Origin of the sequence: Aeromonas sp. RU39B (assembly GCF_900156095.1) — a bacterium.
Classification (GTDB): Bacteria; Pseudomonadota; Gammaproteobacteria; order Enterobacterales; family Aeromonadaceae; genus Aeromonas.
This window is the reverse complement of record NZ_FTMJ01000011.1, coordinates 88,681-106,800: the sequence shown is the minus strand read 5'-3', so window position 1 is coordinate 106,800 and position 18,120 is coordinate 88,681. Positions and strand designations below refer to the sequence as shown.

Genomic DNA, 18,120 nt, shown 5'->3' with positions numbered 1-18,120 from the left:
TTTCTTTGCCTTAACGCCTTATGCGTCCATGGCATCCTTGAGTTTTTTCAGCGCATTCTTCTCGAGCTGACGGACCCGTTCGGCCGACACGCCATAGGCATCAGCCAACTCTTGCAGTGTCGCCTTGTTCTCTTCATCCAGCCAGCGGGCACGGATGATGTGCTGACTGCGCTCATCGAGGGTGGCCAGCGCCGACGACAGGCGCACGGTGGCGTGATCGTCCCAGTTGTCGTTCTCGATGTTGCTGGCAAGATCCGAGGATTTGTCTTCCAGAAAGTGAACCGGAGCGAAACCGTCTTCGTCATCATCCAGCAGATCAAAGGCCTGATCCTGACCGCTCATACGGGCTTCCATCTCGACCACCTCTTCGGGGGAGACGCCGAGATCATCGGCTACCGCACGAACCTCGTCATGGCTGAACCAGCCCAGATGCTTTTTAGCCTTGCGCAGGTTGAAGAAGAGCTTGCGCTGGGCCTTGGTGGTTGCCACCTTGACCATGCGCCAGTTGCGCAGGACATATTCGTGAATTTCGGCCTTGATCCAGTGCACGGCGAAGGAGACCAAGCGGACACCCACCGACGGGTCGAAGCGCTTGACCGCTTTCATCAGACCGATGTTGCCTTCCTGAATCAGGTCAGCCTGAGGCAGACCGTAACCGGCATAGCTCTTGGCAACGTGAACGACAAAACGCAGGTGCGACATAACCAGCTGACGAGCAGCCTCAAGATCGCCATCCTGCTGCAGACGCTCAGCCAGAGCACGCTCTTCCTCTGCGCTCAGCACAGGAATAGTGTTCACCGCCTGGATATAGCTCTCCAGACTGCCTTGCGGAATCAAGGCCATGGTGCGCTGCAATGAAGTTCCCATCGAATACCTCTTTCAATTCAATCCGACCAGTGTAACACCGGACATCGGGGTGTCCACCGACAAGGACCCGTTTTGCGGGCCTGCTCATGCTAGCCAAAGCCGCCACGGGTCGCAAGACAGCTTATTTTGGCGGCATGCCATGAATAATGGATGAATGGGTTGTTGAACAGACCGATGCGGCGCTTTTAAGCGACCCCGCGCCTTGCCAACAGGTTGGACGCTGCGCAGGGTCGAAAAGTTCCCTGCTGATCAGGAAGGTTCGATATCGCGAATATGGCGGTGTACCGAGAACCAGGAGGCAATCAGGCCAAGCAGCGCCCCCAGCAGGATCAGGTTCACCCCATCCACCAGCCCGAGTCCAACCAGCTGGAACTGGCTGTCATACAAGCCGGCCAGTTCACTGACCACCCCTTCACTCCACAGCACCATCACTTCGGTCAGCCACCAGGCGAGCATGCCGCCGATAACCCCAAACCAGATACCGGTGTAAAGGAACGGGCGATGGATAAACGCATCGGTCGCTCCCACCAGCTTGAGCACTTCAATCTCGGAGCGCTGGTTGAGGATGTTCAGCCGCAAGGTGTTGCCGACAATCAACAGCACCGCCGCCAGCAGCAATACCGCGATCCCGGTGATGGTGTGGCGCAGCAGCTTGATGATGCCTTGCAGACGGCCGAGCCACTGCAAGTCGAGCTTGCCCTGTTCAACCCCGTTTTCGGCGTTGAGCTTGCCGAGCAGTTCGCTGGCCGCCTCCGGATTGCGCCACTGGGCATCCGGCACAATGATCAGCACCGCCGGCAGCGGGTTGCCATCGAGATAATCGAGCGCCTCGCCAAAGCCGGATTGTTCGCGAAACTCGCTCAGCGCCTGATCACGGCTGACATAATCGACGCTATCGATCTCGGGATAGAGCTCGATACGCTTGCGCAGCGCGGCGATGCTCTCCTCCGGCAGGTCTTTGCGCAGATAGAGGGTTATTTGGGAGCTATCCTGCCAACCACTCTCCACCTTCTCGGCGTTTTTCAGCAGCACATGGAAGCAGGAAGGCAGCGCCAGACTCACCCCCAGCACCGCCAGCGTCATCATGCTGGCCAGTGGATAACGCCACAGCTCACCGAGGCTGGCCATAGCCTGCCGGGCGTGATCGACCCAATACATGACGAAGCGGCGCAGCGGCGGCTGCTTGTGACGAACCAGTCCCATCAAGCCTCCCGCTCTTGCGAATACATGCGGCCACCCTTGAGGGTCAGGGTGCGATAGCGCATCCGGGCGATCAGTCCGATGTCGTGAGTGGCAATCAGCACCGACACCCCGACCCGGTTGAACTCTTCAAACAGGCGCAGGATATCCATCGACAGTTGCGGATCGAGGTTGCCGGTCGGTTCATCCGCCAGCAACAAGGGCGGCTTGTTGACGATGGCACGCGCGATGCCGACCCGCTGCTGCTCACCGCCGGAGAGCATACGCGGCTGATAGCGCTCTTTGCCGAGCAGGCCGACCTTGTCGAGCGCGGCGGCAACCCGTTTGACCACATCGCTGTGGGGATAACCTTCAATCACCAGAGGCAGGGCCACGTTGTCAAACACGGTACGGTCCATCAGCAGACGGTGATCCTGGAATATCATGCCGATCTGGCGCCGAACATAGGGGATATAGCGCCGTTCCAGACGCGTGACGTCATCGCCATGAAAGAAGATGCGCCCGTCGCTCGGCCGCTCCATGACGCTGATCAGCTTGAGCAGGGTACTCTTGCCGGCACCGGAGTGGCCGGTGAGGAATGCCATCTCCCCCTTGCGCAGGTGAAAGCTCACTTTCTGCAGGGCCTGATGGCCCCCACTGTAAACTTTACTGACCTGGTCAAAACGAATCATGCTGGTGTCCGATAGCTGGACGGGCCCGATGTGGGCCCGTACTGGTTATTCGTCGCGGCTAAAGAGCGCTTCGATGAAGTCGTTGGCCACAAAGGGGCGCAAGTCATCGATCCCTTCGCCGACCCCGATATAGCGGATCGGTATGCGAAACTTGTCGGCCACCGCAAAGATGACACCGCCCTTGGCCGTGCCATCCAGCTTGGTCAGGGTGATACCCGTCAAACCGACCGCATCGTTGAACAGCTTGGCCTGGCTCAGGGCATTCTGGCCGGTGCCGGCATCGACGGTAAGCATGATCTCGTGAGGTGCGGCGTCATCGAGCTTCTTCATCACCCGCACGATCTTCTTCAGCTCTTCCATCAGGTTATTCTTGTTTTGCAGACGGCCGGCCGTGTCAGCAAGCAGCACATCCACACCACGGGCTCGCGCCGCCTCGATGGCATCGAAGATAACCGAAGCCGAGTCGGCGCCGGTGTGCTGGGCAATAACCGGGATCTGGTTACGCTGGCCCCACACCTGCAGCTGTTCAACCGCTGCGGCCCGGAAGGTATCCCCTGCAGCCAGCATCACGCTTTTGCCTTCTGCCTGGAACTGCTTGGCCAGTTTGCCGATGGTGGTGGTCTTGCCCACCCCGTTAACCCCGACCATCAGAATCACATACGGCTTCTTGCTGGTATCGATCACCAGCGGCTGCTCAACCGCGTGGAGCATCTCGCCCATGTCCTGCTTGAGCAGACCATAGAGGGTTTCGGCATCTTTCAGCTGACGACGGCTGGCGTGCTCGGTCAGCCCTTCGATAATGCGGGAGGTGGTCTCAACCCCGAGATCGGCGCTCAGCAGCTGGGTTTCCAGCTCTTCAAACAGCTCATCGTCGATCTTCTTGCCACGGAACAAACCAAAGAAACCGGAGCCGATATTTTCACGAGTGCGCACCAGACTGCGCTTGAGGCGGGCAAAGAAGCCTTCGCGCTGGGGCTTTTCCTGAGTTTCGCTGGCAAGACCGGCTTCTTCAGCAATACGCGCCTCTTCGACCACGCGGGCTTCTTCGGCAATACGCGCCTCTTCGGCCAAACGGGCCGCTTCGGCAACGCGAGCTTCTTCAGCCAAGCGGGCGACTTCGGCAACGCGCGCCTCTTCGGCCAAGCGTGTCGCTTCGGCAACGCGAGCTTCTTCAGCCAGGCGGGCTTCTTCGGCAATACGAGCCTCTTCGGCCAGGCGAGCCGCTTCGGCAACGCGAGCCTCTTCAGCCAGGCGGGCTTCTTCGGCAACACGAGCCTCTTCGGCCAGGCGTGCGGCTTCGGCAACACGCGCCTCTTCGGCCAGACGGGCTTCTTCGGCAATACGAGCCTCTTCAGCCAAGCGCGCGGCTTCGGCAACGCGCGCCTCTTCGGCCAGGCGGGCAGCTTCGGCGTCATCTTCTACCAGCGCATTGACGATAACCGGTTCAATTTCGGAGGCGCACTCCTCCAGGACCAGTGGGCCATCAGCGGAATCGGCCTGCTCAACAGGCGCACTCTCGGGCTCGACCACAACAGCCGTATCGGCGGTGGGAGCAGGTTGGGAAACAGATTCCGGTTCGGCAGAGACTGGCTGGTGTTGTGGTTGCTCGGTGGGGAGTTCGGCCTGCGCCTCATCCTTCTTGCGGCCTAAACCCAGCCAGGAAAAGAAACCTTTTGCCATCTAATCGTTACTCACTTGATCGGCGGACTGCTAAAATGGCCGTTCCCCGGAGGTTCGGCACAAAAATGAACCGCCCTATACTATCACTTTATTTTCTGACGACGAAACGCGATGCCGAGAGCGAAAACCAGCCGCAACAGCCCGTCCCCGCAGGGAAAAAACGGGTTTGTCAGGATCATCAGCGGCCAGTGGCGCGGACGCAAACTGCCGGTACGTGACGTGGAAGGGCTGCGCCCCACCACCGATCGCGTAAAGGAAACCATCTTCAACTGGCTTGCCCCCCACATTCGCGACACCCGTTGTCTCGATCTGTTTGCCGGCAGCGGCGGCCTGGGGCTGGAGGCGCTTTCTCGCTATGCCAGCCAGGTCACCCTGGTCGAGCGCGACCGCGGCGCTGCCGATCAGCTACGCAAGAATCTGGCTCTGCTCGGTTCCCAAGCGGCCGACGTGGTGGAAGCCGATGCAACACTGTGGCTGCAGGGCGCTGCCCGCCCGTATGATCTGGTGTTTCTGGATCCGCCATTTCGCCAGGAGCTGCTGCCCACCGTTTGTCATCTGCTGGAACAAAATGGCTGGTTGGCAGATGGCGCCCTGATCTATCTTGAGCGCGAGAAAGAGGCTGCGCCCCCAGCGCTGCCGGCCAGCTGGCAGCTCATCAAGGACAAGCAGGCCGGTCAGGTCTGCTATCAACTCTACCTACGCGAGGTGATCGATGAAAAAGACGCTTAACCTGATTGCCCGAGGGGTCATGATTATCTTCTGGCTGGGCGTACTGGCGGCCCTGTTCGGCTTGCTGCCGGGCAAACTGCATGCGGTGCTGCCGCCATTTGGCATGATCGTGCTCTTGATGCACTGGGCACAGGTCACCATGATCCGCAAAGGCAGCATGGGCCATTTTGAGGTGACCCGTCAGGAGTTCTGGCAAATCATTATCTTCGGCGTGTTTGCCGCAGACAGCCTGCGCGAGCGGCTCAAAGAGATCACCAACAAACCCCGCGAATAACATCAGGCCCGGTATTGCCGGGCCTGATTGTTTAAGGTTGGCGACCGATCATCCGGCCCAGCTTTATCGATAGCCAGGCGGCCAGCAGCAGCGTCAGGATTAAGGGGATGAAGTTGCTGCCCATCTCCGGGTACTGCACCCGCAAAAAAGCCGAATGGGCGAAGACGCCGATAAAAAAGCTGATCACGGTGCAAGCCGGGATATCACCGGTCATCGGCTCGCTGGCATAGTGGCGATAGAGCTGCTTGGCAGCCAGTACCAGCGCAATGATGGGAAACAGGGAGAACGGCACCCCCGAGTAGGTCAGAACGGCGACACTGGCATGTCCGCACAACCCGACCAGCAGAGCCAGGATCAGAGGCGTTCGGGGGATCAGACTCGTTTCACTCATGCAACTCTCCTAGGGCTGCGTGGCGATGTCGCTTTTGGTAAAGCTCGGCGCCAGCGGCAATGATGCGTAACTGCTGGATGGTGCGTTCACACAAGAGCCGACACTCCTCACGCGTCAAATCGAGAGCATCCGCCCCGGCATTGAATACGATGGTGACCATGGCTTCCGCCTGAATGGAAGCATCGTCCCGACTGCCGTGCGAGGTGGCCTCCAGATAGTCGGTCAGCTCGGCAATGAAGTGCTGAATTTCACGAACGACCGCCTGACGAAAGGCTGGCGAGGTGCCGGAGCGTTCACGCAGCAGCAGGCGAAAGACGTTGGGATTGTTCTCGACAAACTCCATGAAGGTCTGCACAGAGGTACGAATAACGCTGCCACCACCGGCGATACGCTGGCGCGCTTGCCGCATCAGTTGCCGCAGGGTAAGACCACCTTCGTCCACCAGGGTCAGGCCCAGCTCTTCCATGTCGCGAAAGTGGCGATAAAAGGAGGTCGGAGCAATGCCAGCCTCACGGGCCACTTCGCGCAGGCTCAGGTTGGAGAAACTCTGTTCGCTGCTCAGCTGATTGAAAGCTGCCTCGATCAGGCTGCGGCGGGTCTTCTCTTTTTGTTGTGCGCGGATTCCCACAGGCATTCCACCTCATGCTGTTGTGCGGGAATCATAACCCGTCGGGAGCGCAAACTGCATCCTCGGCTACGCAGATTTCCACTGTGACCCGATTTTTGCAGACAAAAAAACGGGGTGATTGCTCATCACCCCTTCGCAAAAGGCATATTCTATTTGATACATAGTCTGCTGCCTCTCCCTGAATGATGACCGGGCAAATCCGCTATTCACCCTGCCACCCGCATCTATCCCTGATGCCCAGTTCCCGGCCAAGCCGTGCTGCAACTCAACTATGCATCACACGCTCCAAAAGGAGACGTGTAGTCCTTGCAATCCCCATCTTAGGGGCTCGATGTGTATAAAAAACCGCTATTAGAGCCTTTTTATGCTGATTAGGTGCATAACAGCCGGAATGTATTTAGATAATTCTTTATAAAACATAGTGATACCACTTATGTGGATAATCCACGCAATGGCTGTCACGGGTCATCGCCTACAATCGTTTGCGAGATCTCGCACAATCGCCTTCTCCGAATGTCCCGCTCACAACCAACGCTGGATCGGCAGACGACCGGAGAGCCAGCGCCAACCGCGCCGCCACAGTGAAACCGGCGACTCATCCGGCATAGCCAGCGGCCAACTCAGCTGCAAACACTCCCCCAGCCAAGCGGACAGCGCATCATGCACGGCGGAGCTGTCTACCTGTAGTGCAATCTCGGTATTGAGATAGAGCGAGCGGGGATCGAGGTTAAAACTCCCCAGCAGCACACCCTGATCGCCAAACAGCACCACCTTGGCGTGCAGGCTGCGCAGCTCATCGGGCTTAAGCTCAAACACCCGCACTGCGTGGCGCCGCAGGGTAGTACGCTGTCGCTCGTAGGTCCCCTGCACCAGCGGCACATCGGTGGTGGCTAACGAGTTAGTCAGCACCGTGATGCGAATACGGCGCCGGGACAGACGCAGCAGACGGCGCATAAAGCGCGGCGGCAATACCAGATAAGGCGATACCAGCACCAGACGCGGAGCGGCCTGCTGCAGAATGTTGCTGATCAGGGCGGCGATACGACTGCCACGGCGCAGCCCTTTACCCGGCTCATCGAACAGGGCGCGCCCATTACCGGGCAAGAAACTGAGTGGCGCCGCCACCAGTGGCGATGGTAACCCGAACAGGATCCGCAACTCCGGCTGCAGATAATCGAGCAAAAACTCGCAGCGGCCACCGTGATTGGCAGGAGTCGGCCAAACCTGACTCCAGCGACTCTGCCAGAAGCGTTGAAAGCCGCGTTCCAGCTGGCGACAAATCTCGCCACGGCAGAGCAGATCGAGATCGACAAAGCGACACTCGTCGCTCAGTCCGAAATAGCGATCCCCGATATTGCGCCCGCCCATGATGGCCACTCGTCCATCAATCAGCAGCAGCTTGTTGTGCATGCGGTGATTGAGACGTCGAAAGCGCAGCAACACCTCAAGCAGCAGGGCCAGCGGCCGCCACACGGTGGAGCGGAATGGATTAAAGCGACGCACCGAGATATTGGGTTCGGCACCCAGCGCAGGGAGAAAACGGGCATCGCCGCTGTGCAGATCATCAACCAATAGCCGCACCTGCACACCCCGGCGGGCCGCAGCCAGCAACTCAGCCAGCAGCAGTTTGCCGCTACTGTCTTCATCCCAGCTGTAATATTGCGCATCGATGGCATGGCGCGCCTCGCGGATCAGCTGGCAACGCCAAGCCAATGCCTGCAGGGGGTCATCCAGTAGAGCAAACTCTCCGGGAGCCATCTCTCTGTCATCTTGCGAGCGCATCATCATCCGGCCATCACACGGGTATGGGAGAGATCATGATGTATCAGCCCGCAGAGCAGCGCCAGCCGCATACCACTGCCGCTAACCTGCCTCTGACCCCTGCATTTCGTCATCCTGACCTACCACCGGCTAGCGACGCAGCGGAGCCGGTAATGCCGCCTGCTTGCCCTCTATCTGCTGCAAGCTATAGCGATAGGCTACGTAATATTTGTAGATGGTCCCCACATAGTTGACCGGCACCTGGCCCACTTCATTGCCAACCAGTTGATCGAGGTTACCAAACCACTGCCTGGTATCGAGTCCCAGGTCACGGGCCTTGTCGCGTAGCCGCTGAATACGATTGGGGCCAGCATTGTAGGCGGCAAACACCAGCAGGTGGCGGTTAAGACGGTCGAGCGTCGGGTCATGCAGATAGTTATCAAGGATCCAGCGTAGATAGCGGCAGGCTGCCTCTACATTCCCTTCCAGCGACGCCAGCCGCTCGCCACGAATATTCACTGCCGCGCCGGTATCGGGCAGCAGTTGCAGCAAGCCGACGGCGCCGCGCTCCGAGCGGGCGGAGGGATCGAGCCCCGACTCCTTGTAGGCCATGGCCGCCAACATCAGCCAGTCGAGGTCGTAGCGGGCAGCGTATTTCTGCAGCACGCGGCGAATCTGGTTGAGCCGGACGACCCGGTGCGGTGCCAGAATATTGCTGAGCGTATCGCCCTGGCGGATATATTGGCGCAGCGCCTGATCGTCATAGAGCAGCCGCTCTGGCGCTTGAGCCAGAAAGCGGTTCACCGCCCCCTGCAATTGCGGTGAATCACTGCGCATGGCCCAGGCAGAGCGACCATCATCACGCAGCGGAATCATTCTGTGCGCCCGCAAGCCATCCAGTGTCTGCAACCAGGGGCGGCCCTTGAAGCTGTCGGTGACGGTGAGCGGAATCATGCCGGCAGCCACCATCTCTAGCAGATCGCCATCTTGTAGAAATTCCGGCGCCGTCTCGATATAGACCGGCGGCAGTCCCAATTCGGCCAGCAAGCGATTGAGGCGTAGCAAACTCTCGTGGTAACTGGAGCTGGCGCGCACCCAGATGCGCCGCCCGGAGAGTTGGGTAATGCGGGTCAGTTCCGGCAACGAATCGGCACTGACCACCCACTCCTCAACCGGCGCAATCACCGGCTGGGAAAACAGCACCCTCTCGGCACGTGCCGGCGTGACCGTCAGATTGGCAACCACCAGATCGCCGTAACCCTGCGCCAGATAATCGAGCAGACGATCGCGCCGCACCGGAATGGTAACAATATGCAGAGGATTTTTGGCGTGAGGCAGATAGGTGCGGTTAAGCCAGCGCTCCAACCCTTTGAGCTGATTAACCAGAATGCCTTTCTGCTGGCCGTGGTCGAGGAAAAAGAAGCCGCGCTCATACACCACAAGTGCCCGCAGGACACGGTGCTTGAGTAAGGCATCGAGATCGCCCTGCTGCTGTGGCAGCGCCGGTGCAAAGGTGTTGGCCAGAGCAGAGCAGGAGAAGAGAAGGAGCCAGCAGGCCCAGACCCATCGTCGCATGTCGTCACCTCGTGTTATCCAGTCGGGACAGGAATCGGCTCCTATCCTTCCTCTTGCCACTCGGTCCCACTGCTGACGGGACGAAGCGGCGGGAGAACCCCGCCGCCGCAGAGAGTGCCTTACGCCAGAGAGCGGGCACGCATTTCAAAGATCAGCTTTTCAGCCGTGCAGCTGAACTGAAGGCTGACATTCAAGGAGACGCCATCGGCGCTCTTGGTCAGGGTCTCACCGATCTGTACGTCGGAATAGACCTCTTTTGCCAAGGCCTGATACTCGGCCAGCTTGGCGCGGGCAGCGGCCTCGTCAACGGCAGCAATATCAAGAGTCAGGACATCGTCGCCCTCGCCAATGATGGTGCCAATCTCGGCAAAGCAACCACAGGCTTCGCAGGTTTCCTGAACTTTTTCTTCAACCGACATGATGTCCACTCCTGTTATTTGGATGCATCGTCATCACGCATTGCTTTACGAAAATCGCGGATCGCAGTACCGAGATCCTCACCGGCACCCGCCAGACGCTTGCTACCAAAAACCAGCACAACAACCAGCAGCAAAATCAGCATGTGCCAAATATGAATACCACCGAGTCCCATGACTCCCCTCCCAACATTGACGAAGTCAGCTCGTTTTACCAGAACGCCATGGCCGGATTGTTGGGCCAAATCAAGCGAAACGTAAATCGGCAACCCGAATACGGTTTATCACGACGACGTGACAGCCTGATGGCAAGTGCCTGCTGCCGGCGTCCACCTTGCGGTGCAACGCACCTTCTCACTCCTTGGCACTGCCGGGCAGTGTAATGCGCACAACCCGGCGATGCAGCACAATCGCTCACAACCTGCCCATCCGGGCGGTGTTATGGCTGTGCCACATCCAGATAGTGGTGCACGCCATCGAGCAGCATCTGCACCGAGATCATCACCAGCAACATACCCATCAACCGCTCCATAGCGGTAAGGCCGCGCTCACCCAGCAGCTTGTGGAACAGCTCATAGAACATCAGGATCACCGAACTGGCCAACCAGGCCAGGAACAGTGCCAGTGACCAGTCCAGCATACGCCCCGGCGCCTGATTAGCCAGCAGCAACAGGGAGGCCAGAATCGACGGGCCGGCAATCATCGGGATCGCCATCGGCACCAGGAAGGGCTCTTCACCTGCCGCCAGTCCGGTCACCCCACCCGGTCCCGGGAAGATCATCTTGATAGCGATCAAAAACAGGATGATACCGCCGGCAATGCTCACCGCTTCCTGACGCAAATTGAGGAAGGTGAGGATCTGCTGACCGGCAAACAGGAACGCCATCATGATGCCCAGCGAGAACAACAGCTCGCGCATCATCACCTTGCGCCGCCGCTTCGGGTCGATATGACGCAGGATGGAGAGGAAGACCGGCAGGTTGCCCAACGGGTCCATGATCAGAAACAGCATGACTGCTGCAGAGAAGGTATCCATGACGGAACTCGCCACTTGAAACAGAGGCGTGGAATATAGCAGAAGCGGGCTGTAGCGGCGAGGGCCGCCCGAAAGCAGCCCCCTGAATCACTCACCCGTGATTACAAATTCGGTCGGCACGGGTCTGGAATCCGTCGGATTCGTCGACAAACTTGCCTTTACGCTCCAGAAACGCGATCAGTTGATCGGCATCCATCCCTTCGGCGCTGCAGGTATGGAAACGAGCCTCGACACCGAATGTGTCGTGGATGGCCTGGCGCAGTCTGTCACGGGTAAAGCTGCCGCCACGGGTAAGCATCATCTGCATCACTTCATGACCATGAATCGAGGTCGACATGGTGAACTCCAAAACAACATATGAGATGACAATTAAACTGTACCTTGGTTGCAGACTCCTTGATGCAGGCCAAGTTTTTGCCCTATTTCGGCACGGGCCACTGGCAGCGAAACCCGCTTTGTCGATAATGTGGTAACCCGCTTGGCAGGCCGCTACACTGGCGACCGTTTGCACTTGCTCACCACATCAAGGACCCCGCGTTGATGCAGTTCCAAGGATTGGCAATGGCCCCGTGGCGGATCTGGACCCGCCGCCCGCTCTGGCTGAAAACCCTGATCGGCATGCTGGCCGGCATTACCCTCGGACTGGGGATGCCAGAGTACGCCCTGCTGCTAAAACCCTTCGGAACCCTGTTCGTCAACACCATCAAGATGTTGATGGTGCCACTTATCTTCTGCTCGGTGATTACCGGGATCTGTAATCTGGGTCGCCGCAACCTGGGTCCGACCGGTATCAAGGCGATCTTCTTCTATCTCGCCTCCACCACGCTGGCTATCTGTATTGGTCTGGTGATGGGTTGGCTGCTGCAGCCGGGCACCGGAGTGACACTGCAACACGCCCTGCCCTTTGCTCCACTGCCGCCGCCATCGCTGGAGCAGTTACTCGGTAATCTGGTGCCTTCCAATCCGCTGCAAGCCATGTCTGATGGCAAGGTGGTGCAGGTGCTGGTGTTTGCGGTGGCGCTCGGTCTGGCCATCAATGCCATCGGCGTTCAGGGTGAGCCAGCGATGCGTCTGTTTGGCTCCCTCGCCGAGGCCATGAACAAGTTGAGTCAGGTGCTGATGATTCTGGCGCCCTACGGGGTATGCGCCCTGATGTCATGGTTGGCCGCGCAATATGGCCTCGACCTGCTACTGCCGCTGCTCAAGGTGATCGGGGTAGTCTATCTGGGCTGCCTGCTACATGTGCTCGGCGCATACAGCAGCCTGCTATTGATCGTGGCCAGGCTGAACCCGTGGCACTACTTTCGCAGTATTCTCGATGCCCAGGCAGTCGCCTTTACCAGCAGCTCCAGTACCGTCACCCAGCCCATCAGCATGGCCTGTGCCCGCCGCCGGCTCGGGGTCTCACAACGCATCACCGATAGCGTGCTGCCGATTGGCGCCACCATCAATATGGACGGTACCGCCCTCTATCAAGGCGTGACCGCTCTGTTCGTGGCGCAAGCGTTCGGGGTCGATCTGCATCTGCTCGACTACCTGACCATCATCATGATCTCGGTGCTGGCCAGTATCGGTACCGCCGGGGTGCCGGGAACCGGCCTGATGACGTTGACGCTGGTTTTGACGTCGGTCGGCCTGCCCATTGAAGGGGTGGCACTGATTGCAGGCATCGACCGCATTCTCGATATGGCGAGAACTGCGGTCAACGTATCGGGCGATATTCTGATCTCTGTGTTGATAGCTCGTCATGAGGACGAACTGGATTTGGCGGTCTTCCATGACCCTGATGCCGGTGACGATCTCGATGTCACCCAGCTGAAAAACTGACAGTCACTCCTCTTCCGGATCGTGCCCACAGCGCCAGCAAATATCAAAGCTGGCGCTGTTCTCTTCACCACAACGACCACACATCCAGCCATTGCCCTGCCGCTTCTGATAACGCTCGATCACTCGTGAAGCGCGACTACGCTCCTCGACGGGGACCATCAGGGTCACCTGCAGCAAATCGACCGGCAGCTCGCCAATCAGGCTCTGCAGCCCTTCTCCATTAAGGCGAACCGCAATCCCTTCCACTTCCAGCGCGCCTTTGATGGCATGGGCTTCCAGCACATGCGAGGCGCGATACAGATTGAACCATTGATCCATTGTCACTCCTTTTGGGGTTCCACAAGTCAGTGATCTGGTGAAGGTGTCACTCCATGAATGCATGCGATCGGAGTGTCGAACAGTGAATCTCACCACCAAGTAGGGAATACCGTCACTGTAAACAAAGGGTCCCCATAGTATTGACCAAAATCGGCAAAGGGGTTCAACCAGCACTGATTTAATCATTGCTGTGATCTGGGCAGGGAAAGCGTGGAGAAATCTTGGGAAGGGATAACCAGAAAAAGAAAAGCCGGGCAAGCCCGGCTTTTTCTATCTTACTCAGCAGCTGCTTCAGCAGCGGCCGGGCGGTCTACCAGCTCGATGTAAGCCATCGGAGCGTTGTCACCGGCACGGAACCCGCACTTCAGAATGCGAGTATAACCACCGGCGCGCTCTTGGTAGCGCTTGCCCAGTTCGTTGAACAGTTTTGCCACGACTTCGTTGTCACGAGTACGGGCGAATGCCAGACGACGGTTAGCAACGCTATCAGTCTTGGCAAGGGTGATCAGCGGTTCAACTACACGACGCAGCTCTTTTGCCTTCGGCAGAGTCGTCTTGATGATCTCATGACGAACCAGGGAGCTGGCCATGTTACGGAACATAGCCTGACGATGGCTGCTGTTCCGGTTCAGTTGACGACCACTCAAACGATGGCGCATGACCTTATCCTTCTAACTAAATCTGTGAAACCCGTAATCTGGATTACTCGTCAGCGATGCTGGCGGGCGGCCAGTTCTCAAGGCGCATGCCCAGAGACAGACCACGGGAGGCCAACACGTCCTTGATCTCAGTCAGGGACTTCTTACCGAGGTTCGGAGTCTTAAGCAACTCGACTTCGGTACGCTGTACCAGATCACCAATATAGTGGATAGCTTCTGCCTTCAGACAGTTCGCAGAACGAACTGTCAGCTCCAAATCATCGACAGGACGCAGCAGAATCGGATCGAACTCGGGCTTCTCTTCCTTCTTCTCGGGCACGCTCACGTCACGCAGATCTACGAAGGCTTCCAGTTGTTCAGCCAGAATAGTGGCAGAACGACGGATAGCTTCTTCCGGATCCAGGGTGCCGTTGGTCTCCATTTCGATGACCAGCTTGTCCAAGTCGGTACGCTGTTCCACACGAGCCGCTTCTACATTGTAGGCGATACGAACGATCGGGCTGAACGCAGCGTCCAGCAGCAGGCGACCAATCGGGCGCTCTTCATCGTCGTTGTGAACACGAGCGGAAGCAGGCACGTAACCACGACCGCGCTGAACCTTCAGGCGCATGCTGATTTCAGCATTAGCATTGGTCAGGTGGCAGATTACGTGCTCCGGGTTTACGATCTCAACTTCATCACCGTGAGTGATATCACCAGCGGTAACGGGGCCTGTTCCAGACTTGGTCAGGGACAGAGTTACCTCGTCCTTGCCTTCCAGCTTCACAGCGATGCCTTTCAGGTTCAGCAGGATTTCAAGAACATCCTCCTGCACCCCTTCCTTGCTGCTGTACTCATGCAGTACGCCATCAATTTCGACTTCGGTAACTGCACAACCGGGCATAGAAGAAAGCAAAATACGACGCAGGGCGTTACCCAGCGTGTGACCAAAACCACGCTCCAGCGGCTCAAGAGTCACCTTTGCGTGAGTCGGGCTAACTTGCTCGATGTCAACTAGCCGCGGCTTGAGAAAATCTGTTACAGAACCCAGCATTGTGTCCTCTCTTAGAAGCTAGCTTTACTTGGAGTAAAGCTCGACGATCAGCTGTTCGTTAATATCGGCAGACAGGTCGGAACGCTCCGGCAGGCGCTTGAAGGCACCTTCCATCTTGGAAGCGTCAACCTCAACCCAAGTCGGCTTTTCGCGCTGAGCAGCGATTTCAAGAGCAGCCTTGATACGGGCTTGCTTCTTGGCCTTCTCACGAACAGAGACCACGTCCTCAGGGGAAACCTGGAAAGAAGGAATGTTCACAACGCGGCCGTTGACCATGATGGACTTGTGGCTAACCAGCTGACGTGCTTCAGCACGAGTGGCGCCGAAGCCCATGCGGTATACGACGTTGTCCAGACGACCTTCCAGCAGCTGCAACAGGTTTTCGCCGGTGTTACCCTTTTGACGGGCAGCGTGACGGTAGTAGTTGCGGAACTGTTTTTCCAAAATGCCGTAAATACGGCGAACTTTTTGCTTCTCGCGCAGTTGCACACCGTAGTCGGACAGACGCGGCTTACGAGCGCCATGCTGACCGGGCGGGGTGTCAATCTTGCACTTAGAATCAATCGCACGAACACCGGACTTCAGGAAGAGGTCGGTGCCCTCACGACGGCTAAGCTTAAGCTTAGGACCGATATATCTTGCCATCTTCTTTCTCCAACAATCCTAGACCAAGTAGCAACTGCGTTACACGCGGCGCTTCTTGGGAGGACGACAACCGTTGTGCGGGATCGGAGTCACATCAGTGATATTCGTGATGCGGAAACCAGCCGCGTTCAGAGCGCGGATGGAAGACTCACGACCGGGACCCGGACCCTTGACCATGACTTCCAGATTCTTCACGCCATATTCTTTGGCGATTTCGCCAGCACGCTCTGCAGCTACCTGGGCAGCAAACGGAGTGGACTTGCGCGAACCACGGAAACCAGAACCACCTGCGGTGGCCCAAGACAGAGCGTTGCCCTGACGGTCAGTGATAGTCACGATTGTGTTGTTGAAAGAGGCATGTACGTGTGCGATACCGTCGCTCACTTGCTTTTTAACGCGCTTGCGAGCACGAGTCGGAGTTTTAGCCATTTTCTACCTTCCCGTTACTTCTTGATAGCCTTGCGCGGACCCTTACGGGTGCGAGCGTTGGTCTTGGTGCGCTGACCACGAACAGGCAGGCTACGACGGTGACGCAAACCACGGTAGCAACCCAGGTCCATCAAACGCTTGATGTTCATAGAAATCTGACGGCGCAGGTCACCTTCAACGGTGTACTTACCTACTTGTTCACGCAGAGATTCTACCTGAGCTTCATCCAGGTCTTTGATTTTTACATTCTCAGCGATACCGGCTGCGGCACAGATGGCCTTGGAGCGGGTACGACCGACGCCATAAATCGCAGTCAAAGCGATGACTGCATGCTTATGGTCAGGAATGTTAATGCCAGCTATACGGGCCACTATTCACTCCTACAAAAGTAGATTACGACCACCACAAAGCCCGTGAGCGGATACGTGGCGGTCAACCAATGCACAACAAAAGTTGGCTGGCTATGATAGCCAGCTCAACTATTTGTTGCAAGTACTAACCGTAACTTAAATTAGCCTTGGCGTTGCTTATGCTTAGGCTCGCTGCAAATCACACGCACCACACCGTGACGCTTGATGATTTTGCAGTTACGGCAGATTGCCTTAACGGAAGCACGAACTTTCATTGCTTAACTCCGTAACTACGCCGACCTTTAGCGGCCGTAGCCCTTCAGGTTGGCCTTCCTCAGGACGTCACCATATTGATGAGACATCATATGGGTCTGAACCTGAGCCATGAAGTCCATGATAACAACCACAATAATCAGCAGCGAGGTGCCGCCGAAGTAGAACTGTACGTTCCAGGCAGTCATCAGGAACTGTGGTACCAGACAGATAAAGGTTATATAGAGCGCGCCAGCCAGAGTCAGGCGGGTCATAACCTTATCGATGTAACGTGCTGTCTGCTCGCCCGGACGAATCCCCGGGATAAAGGCTCCACTCTTCTTCAGGTTATCTGCTGTCTCACGCGGGTTGAACACCAACGCAGTGTAGAAGAAACAGAAGAAGATAATGGCTGCTGCATACAACATCTCATACAGCGGCTGACCCGGCTGCAGGACCATAGAGACCTGCTGCAGGATATCGGCCACTTTCCCTTCCCCTTGACCAAACCAAGAGGTAATGGTCCCCGGGAACAGGATGATGCTGGATGCGAAAATCGCAGGAATCACACCGGCCATGTTGACCTTCAACGGCAGGTGCGTGCTTTGCGCTGCGAATACCTGGCGGCCTTGTTGACGCTTTGCGTAGTTCACGACGATACGACGCTGACCACGCTCCACGAAAACCACAAAGTAAGTCACGGCGAAAACAATCAAGCCCAGCAACAGCAACAGCAGGATGTGCAATTCCCCTTGACGTGCCTGTTCGGCCGTAGCGCCAATGGCATGAGGCAGACCAGCAACGATACCCGAGAAAATAATCAACGAGATACCGTTACCGATCCCACGCTCGGTAATCTGCTCACCCAACCACATCAAAAACATGGTTCCGGTGACCAGACTGACAACCGCTGTGAAATAGAAGCCAAACCCTATGTTAGTCACAAGGCCGTGCATCATGTTCGGCAGACCGGTTGCAATACCAATGGCCTGGAACGTTCCCAAAACCAGCGTGCCCCAGCGAGTATACTGGCTGATCTTGCGGCGACCGGCTTCACCCTCTTTCTTGAGTTCAGCAAGAGCGGGGTGAACCACAGTCAGCAGCTGGATAATGATCGATGCCGAAATGTACGGCATGATCCCCAGCGCAAAGATCGAAGCACGGGCAAGTGCACCACCACTGAACATGTTAAACATCTCAATGATGGTGCCCTTCTGTTGCTGGAACAATTCGGCCAGTACGGCGGCGTCAATACCAGGAATCGGCACATAAGAGCCTGCGCGGAATACGATAATCGCTCCGAGAACGAAGAGCAGACGGCTCTTCAGTTCACTCAGACCACCCTGTGCTTTTGCATCCAACCCTGGTTTCTTAGCCAT

Annotated in this window: 23 protein-coding genes and 1 pseudogene; 4 read left to right on the top strand and 20 right to left on the bottom strand. The window is 57.4% G+C overall.

The window, feature by feature from the left end; genetic code table 11:
* Positions 1–18: 18 nt before the first annotated feature.
* On the bottom strand, positions 19–867 hold the full coding sequence (gene rpoH / locus BW958_RS14985; protein WP_076576562.1) for an RNA polymerase sigma factor RpoH: 849 nt from the start codon (positions 865–867) through the stop codon (positions 19–21).
* Between rpoH and BW958_RS20800 the strand changes: the two are divergent.
* Positions 852–902: pseudogene (locus BW958_RS20800) on the top strand (hypothetical protein); the annotation flags it as partial. The gene rpoH and the pseudogene BW958_RS20800 overlap by 16 nt on opposite strands.
* Before the next feature lie 214 nt (positions 903–1,116).
* On the opposite strand, the gene ftsX reads toward BW958_RS20800, so the two are convergent.
* The 3 genes from ftsX to ftsY are packed head-to-tail and all read right to left on the bottom strand — an operon-like array spanning position 1,117 to position 4,418.
* A complete protein-coding gene (gene ftsX, locus BW958_RS14980) occupies positions 1,117–2,070 on the bottom strand; it encodes a permease-like cell division protein FtsX (RefSeq protein ID WP_076576561.1) in 954 nt (317 codons plus the stop codon).
* Positions 2,070–2,738 carry a cell division ATP-binding protein FtsE gene (gene ftsE / locus BW958_RS14975; protein ID WP_076576560.1) on the bottom strand — a complete coding sequence of 223 codons (669 nt, stop codon included), beginning with the start codon at positions 2,736–2,738 and terminating at the stop codon, positions 2,070–2,072. Before ftsE ends, ftsX begins: the two co-directional genes overlap by 1 nt.
* A 45-nt stretch (positions 2,739–2,783) precedes the next feature.
* On the bottom strand, positions 2,784–4,418 hold the full coding sequence (gene ftsY / locus BW958_RS14970; RefSeq protein ID WP_076576559.1) for a signal recognition particle-docking protein FtsY: 1,635 nt from the start codon (positions 4,416–4,418) through the stop codon (positions 2,784–2,786).
* Positions 4,419–4,529: 111 nt separating this feature from the next.
* Here ftsY and rsmD point away from each other — a divergent pair, with 111 nt between their 5' ends.
* On the top strand, positions 4,530–5,147 hold the full coding sequence (rsmD, locus tag BW958_RS14965; RefSeq protein ID WP_076576558.1) for a 16S rRNA (guanine(966)-N(2))-methyltransferase RsmD: 618 nt from the start codon (positions 4,530–4,532) through the stop codon (positions 5,145–5,147).
* The gene (locus tag BW958_RS14960; RefSeq protein ID WP_076576557.1) at positions 5,131–5,421 is read left to right on the top strand and encodes a DUF1145 domain-containing protein; all 291 of its coding nucleotides are present in this window, start codon (positions 5,131–5,133) and stop codon (positions 5,419–5,421) included. Before rsmD ends, BW958_RS14960 begins: the two co-directional genes overlap by 17 nt.
* 31 nt (positions 5,422–5,452) lie before the next feature.
* Here BW958_RS14960 and BW958_RS14955 read toward each other — a convergent pair whose 3' ends face one another.
* From BW958_RS14955 to BW958_RS14920, 8 genes are all read right to left on the bottom strand, one after another.
* Positions 5,453–5,812, bottom strand: a complete 360-nt coding sequence (locus tag BW958_RS14955; RefSeq protein WP_076576556.1) for a YijD family membrane protein — start codon at positions 5,810–5,812, stop codon at positions 5,453–5,455.
* The gene (fabR, locus tag BW958_RS14950; RefSeq protein ID WP_076576609.1) at positions 5,805–6,440 is read right to left on the bottom strand and encodes an HTH-type transcriptional repressor FabR; all 636 of its coding nucleotides are present in this window, start codon (positions 6,438–6,440) and stop codon (positions 5,805–5,807) included. The genes BW958_RS14955 and fabR overlap by 8 nt, the downstream gene beginning before the upstream one ends.
* Before the next feature lie 522 nt (positions 6,441–6,962).
* The gene (locus tag BW958_RS14945; protein WP_076576608.1) at positions 6,963–8,198 is read right to left on the bottom strand and encodes a phospholipase D-like domain-containing protein; all 1,236 of its coding nucleotides are present in this window, start codon (positions 8,196–8,198) and stop codon (positions 6,963–6,965) included.
* Between the two features lie 153 nt (positions 8,199–8,351).
* Complete coding sequence (locus BW958_RS14940; RefSeq protein ID WP_076576555.1) at positions 8,352–9,776, bottom strand: MltF family protein; 1,425 nt, start codon at positions 9,774–9,776, stop codon at positions 8,352–8,354.
* 119 nt (positions 9,777–9,895) lie between these two features.
* A complete protein-coding gene (locus tag BW958_RS14935; RefSeq protein ID WP_076576554.1) occupies positions 9,896–10,195 on the bottom strand; it encodes a DUF406 family protein in 300 nt (99 codons plus the stop codon).
* A gap of 14 nt (positions 10,196–10,209) precedes the next feature.
* The gene (tatA, locus tag BW958_RS14930) at positions 10,210–10,368 is read right to left on the bottom strand and encodes a twin-arginine translocase TatA/TatE family subunit (protein ID WP_076576553.1); all 159 of its coding nucleotides are present in this window, start codon (positions 10,366–10,368) and stop codon (positions 10,210–10,212) included.
* 263 nt (positions 10,369–10,631) lie between these two features.
* Entirely contained in the window at positions 10,632–11,228 is a 597-nt protein-coding gene (locus BW958_RS14925) for a YhgN family NAAT transporter (RefSeq protein WP_076576552.1), read from the bottom strand.
* 91 nt (positions 11,229–11,319) lie between these two features.
* Positions 11,320–11,565 (bottom strand): YecH family metal-binding protein, encoded by a 246-nt coding sequence (locus BW958_RS14920; protein ID WP_076576551.1) that lies wholly within the window; start codon positions 11,563–11,565, stop codon positions 11,320–11,322.
* A 203-nt stretch (positions 11,566–11,768) separates the two neighbouring features.
* Here BW958_RS14920 and BW958_RS14915 point away from each other — a divergent pair, with 203 nt between their 5' ends.
* Complete coding sequence (locus BW958_RS14915; protein WP_076576550.1) at positions 11,769–13,055, top strand: dicarboxylate/amino acid:cation symporter; 1,287 nt, start codon at positions 11,769–11,771, stop codon at positions 13,053–13,055.
* A 3-nt stretch (positions 13,056–13,058) separates the two neighbouring features.
* Here the strand turns inward: BW958_RS14915 and BW958_RS14910 are convergent, their stop codons facing one another.
* The 8 genes from BW958_RS14910 to secY all read right to left on the bottom strand — a co-directional run bounded on the left by BW958_RS14910 (position 13,059) and on the right by secY (position 18,120).
* On the bottom strand, positions 13,059–13,373 hold the full coding sequence (locus tag BW958_RS14910; protein WP_076576549.1) for a putative signal transducing protein: 315 nt from the start codon (positions 13,371–13,373) through the stop codon (positions 13,059–13,061).
* A 275-nt stretch (positions 13,374–13,648) separates the two neighbouring features.
* Complete coding sequence (rplQ, locus tag BW958_RS14905; RefSeq protein WP_005350112.1) at positions 13,649–14,032, bottom strand: 50S ribosomal protein L17; 384 nt, start codon at positions 14,030–14,032, stop codon at positions 13,649–13,651.
* A 43-nt stretch (positions 14,033–14,075) separates the two neighbouring features.
* Entirely contained in the window at positions 14,076–15,065 is a 990-nt protein-coding gene (rpoA, locus tag BW958_RS14900; RefSeq protein ID WP_076576548.1) for a DNA-directed RNA polymerase subunit alpha, read from the bottom strand.
* 24 nt (positions 15,066–15,089) lie between these two features.
* Positions 15,090–15,710 carry a 30S ribosomal protein S4 gene (gene rpsD / locus BW958_RS14895; RefSeq protein WP_076576547.1) on the bottom strand — a complete coding sequence of 207 codons (621 nt, stop codon included), beginning with the start codon at positions 15,708–15,710 and terminating at the stop codon, positions 15,090–15,092.
* Between the two features lie 39 nt (positions 15,711–15,749).
* Positions 15,750–16,139 carry a 30S ribosomal protein S11 gene (gene rpsK, locus BW958_RS14890; protein ID WP_076576546.1) on the bottom strand — a complete coding sequence of 130 codons (390 nt, stop codon included), beginning with the start codon at positions 16,137–16,139 and terminating at the stop codon, positions 15,750–15,752.
* 14 nt (positions 16,140–16,153) lie between these two features.
* Positions 16,154–16,510 carry a 30S ribosomal protein S13 gene (gene rpsM, locus BW958_RS14885; protein WP_005350121.1) on the bottom strand — a complete coding sequence of 119 codons (357 nt, stop codon included), beginning with the start codon at positions 16,508–16,510 and terminating at the stop codon, positions 16,154–16,156.
* 140 nt (positions 16,511–16,650) lie between these two features.
* Entirely contained in the window at positions 16,651–16,764 is a 114-nt protein-coding gene (gene rpmJ / locus BW958_RS14880; protein WP_005319705.1) for a 50S ribosomal protein L36, read from the bottom strand.
* Positions 16,765–16,791: 27 nt separating this feature from the next.
* The gene (gene secY / locus BW958_RS14875; protein WP_076576545.1) at positions 16,792–18,120 is read right to left on the bottom strand and encodes a preprotein translocase subunit SecY; all 1,329 of its coding nucleotides are present in this window, start codon (positions 18,118–18,120) and stop codon (positions 16,792–16,794) included.